At 60.8% G+C, this 11,967-nt stretch carries 13 protein-coding genes; 6 read left to right on the forward strand and 7 right to left on the reverse strand.

What is annotated here, in order from left to right; translation table 11 throughout:
- Positions 1-11: 11 nt before the first annotated feature.
- The 4 genes from AC07UX_RS20370 to AC07UX_RS20385 are packed head-to-tail and all read right to left on the reverse strand — an operon-like array spanning position 12 to position 3,821.
- Positions 12-2,402, reverse strand: a complete 2,391-nt coding sequence (locus AC07UX_RS20370) for a VirB4 family type IV secretion/conjugal transfer ATPase (RefSeq protein WP_495193792.1) — start codon at positions 2,400-2,402, stop codon at positions 12-14.
- Entirely contained in the window at positions 2,395-2,739 is a 345-nt protein-coding gene (locus AC07UX_RS20375) for a VirB3 family type IV secretion system protein (protein WP_069064536.1), read from the reverse strand. Before AC07UX_RS20375 ends, AC07UX_RS20370 begins: the two co-directional genes overlap by 8 nt.
- 60 nt (positions 2,740-2,799) lie before the next feature.
- Positions 2,800-3,168, reverse strand: coding sequence for a TrbC/VirB2 family protein (locus AC07UX_RS20380; protein WP_495193793.1), 369 nt, complete (start codon positions 3,166-3,168; stop codon positions 2,800-2,802).
- A complete protein-coding gene (locus AC07UX_RS20385) occupies positions 3,165-3,821 on the reverse strand; it encodes a lytic transglycosylase domain-containing protein (RefSeq protein WP_495193819.1) in 657 nt (218 codons plus the stop codon). Before AC07UX_RS20385 ends, AC07UX_RS20380 begins: the two co-directional genes overlap by 4 nt.
- A gap of 659 nt (positions 3,822-4,480) precedes the next feature.
- On the opposite strand from AC07UX_RS20385, the gene AC07UX_RS20390 reads away from it, so the two are divergent.
- The 4 genes from AC07UX_RS20390 to AC07UX_RS20405 all read left to right on the forward strand — a co-directional run bounded on the left by AC07UX_RS20390 (position 4,481) and on the right by AC07UX_RS20405 (position 7,746).
- Positions 4,481-5,362, forward strand: coding sequence for a DUF7146 domain-containing protein (locus AC07UX_RS20390; protein ID WP_495193794.1), 882 nt, complete (start codon positions 4,481-4,483; stop codon positions 5,360-5,362).
- Positions 5,359-5,958 (forward strand): thermonuclease family protein, encoded by a 600-nt coding sequence (locus AC07UX_RS20395; RefSeq protein WP_495193795.1) that lies wholly within the window; start codon positions 5,359-5,361, stop codon positions 5,956-5,958. The genes AC07UX_RS20390 and AC07UX_RS20395 overlap by 4 nt, the downstream gene beginning before the upstream one ends.
- 87 nt (positions 5,959-6,045) lie before the next feature.
- Positions 6,046-7,023, forward strand: a complete 978-nt coding sequence (locus AC07UX_RS20400; RefSeq protein ID WP_495193796.1) for a hypothetical protein — start codon at positions 6,046-6,048, stop codon at positions 7,021-7,023.
- Between the two features lie 129 nt (positions 7,024-7,152).
- The gene (locus AC07UX_RS20405) at positions 7,153-7,746 is read left to right on the forward strand and encodes a hypothetical protein (protein WP_495193797.1); all 594 of its coding nucleotides are present in this window, start codon (positions 7,153-7,155) and stop codon (positions 7,744-7,746) included.
- A 35-nt stretch (positions 7,747-7,781) separates the two neighbouring features.
- Here AC07UX_RS20405 and AC07UX_RS20410 read toward each other — a convergent pair whose 3' ends face one another.
- Both AC07UX_RS20410 and AC07UX_RS20415 read right to left on the reverse strand, forming a co-directional pair.
- Positions 7,782-8,054: a type II toxin-antitoxin system YafQ family toxin gene (locus tag AC07UX_RS20410; RefSeq protein ID WP_495193798.1), complete on the reverse strand. Its 273-nt coding sequence runs from the start codon at positions 8,052-8,054 to the stop codon at positions 7,782-7,784.
- Positions 8,051-8,680: a hypothetical protein gene (locus tag AC07UX_RS20415; protein WP_495193799.1), complete on the reverse strand. Its 630-nt coding sequence runs from the start codon at positions 8,678-8,680 to the stop codon at positions 8,051-8,053. The genes AC07UX_RS20410 and AC07UX_RS20415 overlap by 4 nt, the downstream gene beginning before the upstream one ends.
- Positions 8,681-9,076: 396 nt before the next feature.
- Here AC07UX_RS20415 and AC07UX_RS20420 point away from each other — a divergent pair, with 396 nt between their 5' ends.
- Positions 9,077-9,349, forward strand: a complete 273-nt coding sequence (locus tag AC07UX_RS20420) for a type II toxin-antitoxin system RelB/DinJ family antitoxin (protein ID WP_211152297.1) — start codon at positions 9,077-9,079, stop codon at positions 9,347-9,349.
- 598 nt (positions 9,350-9,947) lie between these two features.
- Complete coding sequence (locus AC07UX_RS20425) at positions 9,948-10,883, forward strand: ArdC family protein (protein ID WP_495193800.1); 936 nt, start codon at positions 9,948-9,950, stop codon at positions 10,881-10,883.
- A 153-nt stretch (positions 10,884-11,036) separates the two neighbouring features.
- Here AC07UX_RS20425 and AC07UX_RS20430 read toward each other — a convergent pair whose 3' ends face one another.
- Positions 11,037-11,960 (reverse strand): cation diffusion facilitator family transporter, encoded by a 924-nt coding sequence (locus tag AC07UX_RS20430; RefSeq protein ID WP_495193801.1) that lies wholly within the window; start codon positions 11,958-11,960, stop codon positions 11,037-11,039.
- Positions 11,961-11,967 lie beyond the last annotated feature (7 nt).

Consider the following 11,967-nt stretch of genomic DNA (forward strand, 5'->3'; position numbering starts at 1 on the left):
CCATTACTCCTTCAGCTCGGACGACGACGTTGGTGGAAGATCGGGAGCCAGGTCGCCGGGTCCGGCCCAAATTCGGCAGCCGCTTCGACGGCGATGGACGTGGTTTCCGCCCGTCCCGACAGGACGGCCAGTTCATCATCGAGGCCGGTCAGATCCAGTTCGACAACCACACTGTCATGGCCCTGCTTCACCAGAAACTTACGGGATTCCGGCGAAAGCTCCTCGCGGATCAATTGAAATTCGGCATCTGTCAGTGAGAAGCCGTCAACATAATCACGGCGCGCGCCTTTGGGGTTTGGGAGCATCACCTGGGTTGCGACCTGCTCAAGGATAGAATGGGCGATGTCGCTTTTGAGAGCATCCGCCGGGGACTGCGTGGCGAACACCATCAGCGCGTTGCGCTTGCGGTAAGTCTTCAAACCGTCCTGCGCGAAGCTGCGAAAAGCCTCGTCGCCCAGCGCCTTCCAGAACTCGTCGACCGCGATGATGGTGCGTTCGCCGGTCAGTAGCTTGTCGATCCGGTGGAACAGGTACAGCATCACCGGAGCGCGGATCTCGTCATTATCGAGGAAATCCGTCATGTCGAAACCGATGAAGCGGGTATCGAGCGTCATTTCGTCAGCCGGATTGTCGAACACCCAACCCATCGAGCCGCGTGATGTCCATTTCTCCAGACGGGCGCCGATGCCGCCCGCATCCGACATGCCCAGCATCGAGCGCAGGGCGTCGAGCGAACGGTCATCACGTGGCAGCCGCATTACTGCGGCAATGCCCTCGTCGATCATCCGTTCTTCCTGAACCGAGATCGGACGGCTCTCGGTGCGGACGAGCTGGCGCACGAAGAGCGACAGCCAGGCCCGATCCTCCGCAGTATTCTCCAGCGCCTTGAGAGGGGCAAAGCCCGTGGGCGTGCCATTCCCCAAAGCGAGATAGGTGCCGCCTGAAGCCAGCACGAAAATCTGTGCGCCGCGGTCCTTGTCGATGAATATCTGGCGCGCGCCCGTCTTCTCGGCTTGCGCCATCAGGAAGTTGACGATGACGGTCTTGCCGCCCCCGGAAGGCCCGATAACCAGCGTATGGCCCAGGTCGCGCTTGTGGAAGCTGAAGAAATACGGGCTTCGGGCACTCGTATTCATCAGCGCGATGGCGTCGCCCCAATGATTGCCGGTGGCAAGGCCGGCAGGGTATGTGTGGAACGGCGAGAACGCCGCGAAATTGAGGGATGTGATAGGCGCTGGCCTCGCCCGCCATTGGAAATTGCCGACGAGCTGGCTCCAATAGGCCGCTTCGAGCGCGGCCCCCTCGCGGGCGGCAACCATGCCGGTGTCGGCCAGCGCCGCGCGCGCGATCGACATATTATCGCGCAGCCCCTTCAGGCTGTCGGAATAGACTGCCAGCGTGAAATGGTGGTCGCCCAGGACGAAGCGATTGGACATCAGATCGTCGGCCGCATCTTCGAGATCGAGCATCTGGCTGACGGCGCGATCGTCCGCATTCTCCATCTGCTTTTGCCGCAGGCGGAACCGCTCTGAAGCCGCAGCACGTCCGAGGAAGGTGAAGGACTGGGTGAGCACGAAGCCGAAATCGACCGCGAGCAGGGACTCGAACTGGCGCGGCGTCGTGAACGCCGGATATTCCCGAATGCCGAAAATGCCCCCGAACGCACTGCGATCGGCGTCGCGGACCTCGACCGTCTCACCGCCGAAGATCACCCGTTGGCGATACAGCGCGCTGCCGAGGTGGCCGCGAATGATAGGGACGCGCCGATGCCTCCCGGTCATCACCATTTCCGCGACTTCCATCGTCTCGGAAAATTTCAGACCATTGTACCCGTAGATCGCCAATCGGCGCGGCGCGCAGCGGTCCATCAGCTTTTCAAAATCGCGAGCCTTGTCCTCCAGGGCTTCGAGGAGATCGGCATCGATGGCGTCGGCCTCCGCGCCAGCTCGGGCCTTGCTCTTGAAGAGCTGGACCAGCTTGTCGGCGCCATGGATCGCGGGACGCAGCACCAGCGTCACGAAGAAGCGGTTTATGAACATCCGCTCCTTGTTCATCCGCGCGAAGTAGGCGGCATCGAGGTCGCGTGCGAACCGCGACCGGAAATTGCCGCCAGGATATTGCTCGACGCGCGCACGCACGAGATGCGTCCAGATCGACAGGCGATCGTCGTGCAGGTTGCGCAGCATACCGTTGAGCTTCGCGTGCCAGTCATTGAGATCACGCACGTCGGCCGTCTCGAATGCACGGCCCTGCAACTCGAAGGACAGCATGATGGCGCCGGAATCCAGCGCCACCACTTCGTCGGTGACATGGCGTGCGTAAGGCAGGAACTTGGTCGGCAGCACCTCCTTGAGAGCCACCTTCATCGGCACCTGGTCGGACAGGCGGTTCGGCTTAGCCATTGCGACCGAACCCCTTGCGCTTGATGCCCTTGAGAGGCAGCGGGGTGTAGCTGGAGCCGCCCCAGAATGCCCGGTTGCGGTTGGCCGCCTTGGTGCGTCCCCACAGGAAGATGAGGCGGAAGGCGTTCACGTCATGGCGGACGATCAGCCGCGAAATTCCGAACATCACCGCCGCGATGACCGCCGCATATACGGGATTGTTAAACCCGATCAGCACAATCACCGAGGATAGCAGGATGACCACTGCCGCTTCGATCGGAATACCGGCGAACAGCGCAGGGCGCGTCACCGCCAGGAATAGCGGATTGCGCGCCATGATTTCCCGATCCTCGTCCATGTGCGAACCTTCGGCATTATGCGGTGATGGCGGGGCGGCCTTCGCCCCGCCTTGCAAAGATCAGCCGGCGTTGAGTTGGTCGACGATCCACGGCGCGGAAAAGATCAGGGCGATACCGATGATGACGGTGACAAGAGCGCCGGTGTTGACGCGGCCCGTCAGCCAGCCAAATCCTGCGGCGATGATCGCGAGAATGGCGACGGTACGCAGCAGGCCGTTGCTGAGAAGGTTCAGCACAGATTGACCGAAGCTTTCGAGATTGGTCTGTGCCATCGCCGGTTCGGCAGAGAACAGCGAGGCCAGCGCCACCAGGCCGAACATCGACAGGATGCGCGCCAGCTTCCGACGGCGCGGCGATAGTGCGTCGATGCGGGCGGAGGCGCGGGATCGAAAGGTGAGCGTCGGCACGCCGAGCGACACAAGGTTCATCGGTTGTCTCCTTCTCCGGCGAGCGTGGCTCGCTCAAATTCCGCCTTTGCGAACACGTCCCACGATGGCGGCGGGGGGGATGGGGCCGCGCGAGGCGTCCCCGTGTCGGACGTATTTTCTTCGACCAGAGCGGCCAGCATCGTCGCCGCGTTCACGGTGTCAGACGTGCCAGCAATTGCGGTCGATGGGACCGCCGCAGGCTGGGCGGCGGTGGCGAAGCCGGCATTGCCGACCACTCGGCCCACATAGCCATTGGCAAAGCCACGCGACTGCGATCCGGTATTGTACATGGAGAGCGCGATGCGCAGCGCGCGTTGCGGATGCAGGCCGTTTCTGACCTGACGATAATTTCCGGCGAGAACTGCCCCGGCAGCGGCGATGTTCGTGCAGGGTTCGAACACCGTCTCCCATGTCAGGCCGAGGGCCTTCATGTTCCGGGAGTTGATCTGTCCCAAGCCAAGATCGACGGAATAGCCTTTGGCGACATAGGCGCGCGCGATGCTGATCGCCTGCGCCAGTGTAGTTGGCTGGGCAACCTTGCGGCCCAATCCGTTGACGTTGATCGCCAGCTCGTAGCCCTGGCTTTCCGTTTTCACGATTGCCGCGATTGTCTCTGGAGCCACATCTGGCGCGCATTGCGCGGCGAGTCCCATGACGACTGCGGCGGGAAGCGTCACCGCTTGCAGCTTTCTATGTCGGGGACATAGGGCAAGAGCGCGATCGTCATTCCACGATCCGCGGCAATGTTAAAATCGGCGGTCCGGGCCGAAACCGATGCGATCAACGCGGCATTTTGCGCGACGCACACCGGGAATGAACATAAGCGATTTGCCATGTTTTCACTCCAGTTGTGAAGACAGGCTATGTTAAGAAATCCGCTATGGCCACCCCGAAAGCGACATGGGTTGCTGCTACTGCGAACAGCTTACCCCGCTAAAACGTCGCCTCGTCCCTCATGCCCGGATATGGGTGCAAACTTATTACGCCCTCGTAGCCATAACCTAGAATGATATGTCGGATCGCCGAAGAAGCGCGCTTATACAAGCGGATGCGCTTCTTGTCGTATAGTCCAACATGGAAAAGGGCAGTTCCCCGCCAGCTCACGCGGATATTGATGTGCCACTTGCCGGAGTCGTGCTGGCACACGTGAACATCTGTAATCGTCCCGCCTGGAGGGCGATGCGTCGTAAGTTCGCGTTCCAGTAGTAGCTCTAATTCCATTCCAACCCTACAAGCGATTTATCTGGTTTTCGCTGGTGTCCTGTATCGCGCTGCGATAGCATGACAAGGCGCTTCAACGGAGGTGTCTTAAATGGCCCGACGGCATATCGCCACGATTGAGGAACAGGCCGACCGAATTGTTCGCCAGCTTGGTGGCCGATGGACGGGCGATTTTGCCATGTGCAGATGCCCCGCCCATTCCGACAGCAAGGCAAGCCTTTCCGTTCGCGTAGGCGACCGCGCCGTGCTGTTCCACTGTTTCGCTGGCTGCACTGCCGAAGCCATCATGGCGGCGCTTCGGTCCGGCAAGATCCTCGCGCCGCCCGATCATGATCCGGGGCAGCGTCAGGAGAGCAAGACTGATCTCAACAAGGTCGCCCTTGCAGTCTGGCGTCACGCAGACCCCTATGTCGGCACGCTCGCCGATCGCTATCTGCGCACCCGTGCGATCGTGCCCGAGGGGATCAACGCCCGTTTCGATCCGCGTTGCCAGTGCGGCGCAGGCGCCGCCAAGGCGTTTGCCCCCGCGCTGATCGTGCCGATCGAGGAAGACGCCGGCGTCGTTGCGATCCACCGCACCTTCCTGACGCCCGATGGCCGCTGGAAGGCCGACATGCCCGAACCCAAGCGTATGCTGGGCAATCCCGGCACCGGCGCGGTGCGTTGGGGCGGTATTCCAACCGATGGCGTGCTGCGTCTCGCAGAAGGCGTCGAGGATGCCGCAAGCGTGATGAATCTGCTCGAACCCGGTCACTTCGTCTGGCCGGTGCTGGGCATTGAGCGCTATCAGGGCATTGCGATCCCGGAGAGCATCCACACCGTCATCCTCTACAGCCAGCATGGCGTCGAAGCGGCGCGCGCCGTAGAACGGGCCACGCCCCACTTAACCGATAATGGCCGCAGGCTACTCACCAAACTGCCGCCGCATAGCGGTGACTGGAACGATCTCCTGCGCGAGATTCGGGCAGCATGAAGCTGTTTCCCGGCGTCCCGCCCTATCAGCGCTGGATGATGGGGGCGACCTTTGTTGTCGTGGCGGTCTATTCCATCGCGCAGAACAAGGCATCGCTGGTCGAAGCATCGCAGACCCAGCTATCCTCTCCTTCTCCCCGGATTATCGATGGCGATACCGTCGATTTCTCAAACGGTCGCGTGCGGATTGTCGGGATCGATGCACCTGACGACGATCGGCCGCAGCTCAAGGCGCTGGCGAGCGAGGCGCTGCGTGAACTGGCGGCCCGCGATGGCGGGCTGACGTGCTCGGCGTCACTGTTCGACTACGCCCTGCGGCGCGAAGAACAGTGCCGCACCACAGCCAAGAGCTATGGGCGGTTGAATCTGTCCTGCCGCTTCCCCAGCAACAAGGCGAGCGTGGGTGCCACCATGGTCGCTCAAGGCTATGCCGTCGATTACCGCGTCTATTCAGGCGGCGCCTATGTCGACCTGATGCGCAAGGCAGCAGCGCAGCGCGCAGGTTTGTGGGGTGTCGATTACGAAGGAATGCGGCAGCTTGCCGAGCAGCGTGCGCAAGTGCCGCAAGGGTGCGACGTGGGCACGATCAGGAAGTAGGCCGAGTTGGACGCCTTCCCCGTCGCTTACGGCAAAAAGCAAAAATGACCAGTGCATTGCAGCGCAAGGCTTCGCTATGATCGGCTAATGCAATGGAAACCGCGAAACCTTCGTGAACTGGGCCGTATGGTTGTAGGCGATGCCGATCATTTTCAGTATCGATCGAGCAAGTACATCACCGAGTTTTTCGAAGACTGCGATCTTGAATTTGTTCATCGAGGCGAGACACGCCCTGTATGGGCTGCGGAAAAGATCGAGGAAATACTAGCCATGCCAAGCGCGTCGGCCGCGACTATGCCCGACGCGTTCATACGGTTGATTAGGCGGTTGCTCGATCTTGGTGAGGGGTTGGATGATGATGATGCCGAACGCAGTCTCGCGCTTGCAGCCCTCAACGTGGTGCTCGCGCGCGAAGGTTGGGCAGCGTTCTATGATGAGCATGGCATTGGCCAGATCAAACACATCGCGACCAACACGGTTACGCAGATGGCAAACCCGCATCGCCCCTTTACCCCCTCAGAATTGGAGCGCCGCGAGCAGCTTGTCACCTATCTTGATCGCTGTTCCGAAGATGAGCTGATCGAAGACGTCCTCCTCCCCTTATTTCGCCAGCTTGGCTTCCACCGCATCACAGCTGCCGGTCATAAAGATAAGGCGCTGGAGTACGGGAAGGATGTCTGGATGAAATTCACCCTTCCCACCCTCCACGTCCTTTATTTCGGAATCCAAGCTAAAAAGGGAAAGCTGGATGCCTCTGGCGTTAGCACTCGCAACGTCGCTGAAATCCATAACCAAGTAACGATGATGCTGGGGCATGAGATATTCGATCCGGAAACCAACCGTCGGGTTCTGGTCGATCATGCGTTCATCGTTGCGGGTGGTGAGATTACTAAGCAGGCGCGCAACTGGATAGGCAACAAACTGGACGCTAGTAAGCGCTCGCAGGTGATGTTTATGGACCGGGATGATATCCTAAACCTGTTCGTTGTCACGAACCTGCCTTTGCCGAAGGGGGCACTGCCAAACGCGTCGGTCATTTGGGATCAGGACGAAGTGCCGTTTTAGCCGTTCGGCCTAGCGGAGTACCAACGAGGATAAGTCGGCGATTTTTCCTCGCTTTTATACGCGATTTCTTATCGCTTGAACTTGCCGATTTCACGGTCATCTTGTGCGCAGCAAATGAAAGGAATGACCATGAATAGCAACAAGCGCGGGCGCGGCCGACCGGTTGGGACAGGCTATGACGATGCGCCCACCCTCGAGAAGATGGCTGATCTTATGGTGGCACAGCCCACGCTTAAGGCGACCACAGCGATGCGCCGGATTCTGGGGCAGCCCGGGCCGTCGCAGATCCGCCGCCTTCAGGTGAAGTGGAAGGAAGGGGCGGCTGAATTTCTCGCTGCGGCACAGGCACGCCATGCTTTTGCCCCCGTGCTCCCGCGGCGGATCAGCGCTTCCCATTCGCCGCGCACCGTGCGCCAGATCATGGAAGCCAGTCGACGGGTGCAGGAGATGATGCCTTCCATCCGCGCCGCGCAGGAGCTGATGAACACGCCGGGCATCCTTGCGGCTCAGGAGGTAGCGCGTCGTTTCTATGATAGCCCTGCGGCGCAGGCTATGCGCGCGTTCCATGACAGCCCGTCAGCGCGGGCCATGCGGGAATTTCATGATAGCCCGACGGCACGCGCGATGCGCGAAATGGAGGACAGCCCGACCATGCGGGCCGCCCGCGAGGCTGCGCAGACTGTGGCATCGTTGCAGCATCTCATCAGCGGCGGCGGCTTCTAAGCCCACGCTGGCGGCCTATTGGGGGCCGCCAGCCTTCACCCGAACAGTTCACTGTGCGAACCGATACGGGCCAGAACGAGTGCATCTTCCGTCTTGCGGTAGATCAGCACCAGGTCGGGTTTGATGTGGCAATCCCGGTATCCCTTCCAATCGCCGGTCAGCGAATGGTCGGACAGGTTGGGTGGCAACACCTCATCCATCACCAGCATGTCGAGGACGGGCTGGAAAATGGCATCAAGGCCGGCGTCGGATCGCTTCTCACGCTTGTAATCGCGTTTGAACCGACCCGTAATTTCAACGGGTCTCATTGCGCCTCTCCCGTGGTCGGCGCGTCGGGCGTCGATTGCGCTGCCGGGGCCGCGGGAGGCGGAGGTGGCGGCGGAGGAGCTGTGGGTGTCAAGGCGTCAGGAGCCGATGGCGTCCATTCGTCCAGCATGTCCTTCGCGCCAATCTCAAGGGCGGTTTCAACCAGCGCTGCATAGCTTGTCGTTGTGAGGCCCGGCGTCTTGATCGAGTGGTGCCACCTCATAACACGGTGGGGGTTCCAGATGATTGCATTGCCCATTGCCCCGGACTTACCTGGCTTGATGTCGATGAACTTCAGTTCCTGAAGCTTCTTCATCCGGTTTGCCCAGGTGTGTTCACCGCGCTGGCCGCCAAACCCCGAAGCAGTGGCCATATCGCCATGCTTGTTCAGGATGACGAACGAGTTGTCCCAGGTGTGGCACCACAGCGTCAGATAGGTGGACGATACCGGAGCGCCTTTGGTCATGTCGTCCATGATCTTGAGGATCATCGGCATCGTTTTGGGGATCGTGGCGAAGCCCTTGTTGGCGAGGCGATGCCATAGCCAGTCTTCCTTGCCGGGCCAGTGCAGTTCGCGCAGGGCGAGCTGCTTTTTCGTAATCGCACTCGCCTCCCTTGTCGTCGTCATGTATTTTACTCCTTCTGCCGCCGCCCTTTTGCGGCGACAGACAGGTTATGCGGCATTTATCTAAATATCTCAATGACTTAGGTATTTACTGACGCAATATCGGATGCGCGCTCGTTGCATTTAGATCATGCGAAAATACACGATATGCTGCAACTAGATTGATGCTGTGCAACATATGATTCTGAGCAAGGGGATATTTCGCTGTTAGATCAAGGCGTTATACCCCACCCCCACTGTGCTCATGGGTGCTTAATGGTACTCCCACGTGCTGCATGTGCTCCACGTGCTGCCGGGAGAGTGCAGAGAGGGGTAGTGCTATTGACACCCCGGCGTTAGGAGAGCATTTAGGTTTTGTAGCTACAATGTAGCTCAGGTGAATTTGATGGGGTGAGTGAAGTGGCAGCGGCCGACGTAGTACGTGCTCGGATTGATTCCGACCTGAAGAAGGAAGCCAGCGCAATTCTTGCGGGGATGGGCCTGTCTGTGTCCGACGCCATTCGGCTGATGCTGGTGCGCGTAGCCTCCGACAAGAATCTGCCCTTTGACATCCGGGTTCCCAATGCCACCACCCAGGCGGCGATGCGTGATGCGTCCGAAGGTAAGGTGGAGCGGTTCGCTACCGTCGCGGATCTGATGGGCGCGCTCAATGAGGACGATGACGAGGACTAGGCTCGTTATGCTGAACCAGCGCCGCGTACCACGGCAGATTCAAATGGTTTGACGTGAAAACGACATGGCCGTCCCGCTGTTGCCTCCGGCATCAAGGGGCGGCCTTCGTGTTTCAGGGTGCGGGGCACCTTCTCTTTGCTCACCATGATCGCTTGGAGCGTAGGAGCATCCTACAGGGCGCGACCCTGCCGGGCACGGCTCTATCGCCGCGAGCGGCGACCGAGCCACCGTGCCGGCGTCTCAGCCCATTCGGGTGACGATCCTCGCGCGAGGGGTGTGCCACGTGGCGCACCCCTGTTGCCGCGCCGTCGCGCGGTCTCGCTTTCACAGGGCGCTTGCGGCCCTCCCCCGGAGGCCCACACGCTTAGGGGAACACCAAGGGCTACTGCCCTTTCGTCCCCGAACGACAATCATGCCCCCCGTGTAATCCGCCGAGCGCGGCACCCGATGCCCTGAAGGCATCGGCCGCGCTAGGGCGGCTCGCCCGCGCCAGGAGCAAGATTCTCGCCCTCCCTCCCCATCCCGTTCCTCGCCGGAAAGGCAGAGCCGCATGCCGCAGAGCAAGCGGCTTTCAGCCTCAAGAGGAAAGGACGAAATCATGGGACGCATCACCGAGAGCCGGGCCGACGTCTATCAGGAGATCACCGACCAGATGATTGCCATGATCGAGGCTGGCACCCGGCCTTGGTCCAAATCATGGAACGGCAGTACCGCCCCCAACATCCCGCTGCGCTCGACCGGGGTTCCGTATCGCGGCATCAACGTCCTGACCTTGTGGGTGGCCTCCATGACCAAGGGCTATGCCTCCCCCCATTGGCTGACCTTCAAGCAGGCGCTCGCGCTGGGCGGCTGTGTCCGCAAGGGCGAGAAGGGATCAACCGTGGTCTATGCCAACAAGATCGTGGTGGGCGACGGCAAAGGTGGCGAAGCGAGCAGCGAACATGGCGAGGACGGCAGGCGGCAGGTCGCGTTCCTGAAACGCTACACGGTTTTCAATTCGGAGCAGATCGACGGCATCGAAACGCAATATCCCATGCCCGAACCAATCATCACCGCCACCAATCCCCACGACCGGGACGCCGAGCTTGATACGCTCTTTGGCCGGGTGCCCGTCACCGTTCGTCATCACGGCTCGCAGCCCTATTATCAGCCGAGCGGCGATCATGTCGTTATGCCAGCATTCGCTGACTTCCATACCGGCGACGATTATTATTCGACCCTTGCGCACGAACTCTGTCACGCCAGCGGCCATGTGGATCGGCTTGCCCGTCCCACCCTCATTTCCACAAAGCGCGAAGACTATGCGCGCGAAGAACTGGTGGCCGAGCTGGGGGCCGCGTTCGTCAGCGGCGCGATCGGCATCAAACTCCACGACCGCGAGGATCATGCGGCCTATCTGGCAAGCTGGCTGTCTGCCCTCCGCAATGACAAGCGGTGCATCTTCACCGCCGCGCGCCAAGCGCAGGATGCGGCTGACTGGCTGCTGTCACGCATGGGCGCGGAAACCAGCGCCCCTTTTGAGGATGCGGCCTGACCCTCAGAGCGTCCCGGCCCTGCTAGGCCGGGGCGGACTGTTTCCGAAAATCGAGCGCCGCTCTCCCGCAAGCGGGCGAGTGGCGCGACAGGATGATGAGCCTCAAATAAAAGGGGTGTGCCATATGGCACACCCCCAAAGGTCATGACGGATTCAGGGGTGAAGGTGATCGTCGGCCTCGCATTGCTGCTGTGGCCCTTCGGTCTGGATCGTGCTGTGCTCGATCTCATATTCGGTACGCAGGACCGCTTGAACCGCACTGCGCGTCCTATCGACATCCGCGCCCTCTTCCAAAACGACATGCACCGTGCAGCTCACGTCATCATTGCTCATCGACCAGACGTGAAGGTCATGGAGGTCTGCCACGCCGGGAACCCTGGCGATCGCCGTTCGCAGTTCGGCCAGCTTCAGACCACCCGGAACGCCTTCGAGCAGGACATTGGTTGTGTCCTTGAGCAGCACCCATGTTCGGGGCAGAACCCATAGGCCGATCGCGACCGCCACGATCGGATCAACCCAGGTCCATCCCGTAAACCGGATCACCACAGCGCCCAAGATGACGCCGACCGAGCCGATCATGTCAGCCCACACCTCCAGATAGGCGCCCTTCACATTGAAGCTGGCGTCCTTGCCGGCTGTCAGCAGGCGCATCGAAACGAGGTTCACCGCCAGGCCGATCGCGGCGACGATCATCATGCCCCAGGATTGAACCTCCTGCGGCGAATTGAACCGCTTGATCGCCTCGACCAGTACATAGACGGCAATCGCGAACAGCAGCACCGCATTAAATGCCGCCGCCAGGATCTCGAAACGGCGATAGCCGAACGTCCGCTTGTCGTCGGCAGACTTGCTCCCGACCTTGATTGCCATGAGCGCAATCACCAGCGCGGCAACATCGGTCATCATGTGCGCCGCGTCCGATAGCAGCGCCAGGCTATTGAAGACGAACCCGCCAATCACTTCCGCGACAAGGTAGGTCGAGGTCAGCGCCAGCGCCCAACCAAGCATCTTGGCATTGGCGCCTGCGGTGTGGTCATGACTATGGCCTTCGGCCCCGTGTGCATGGCCCGCGCTCATTGGTCGC

This window comes from Sphingobium sp. GW821-FHT02B05, from assembly GCF_059421905.1.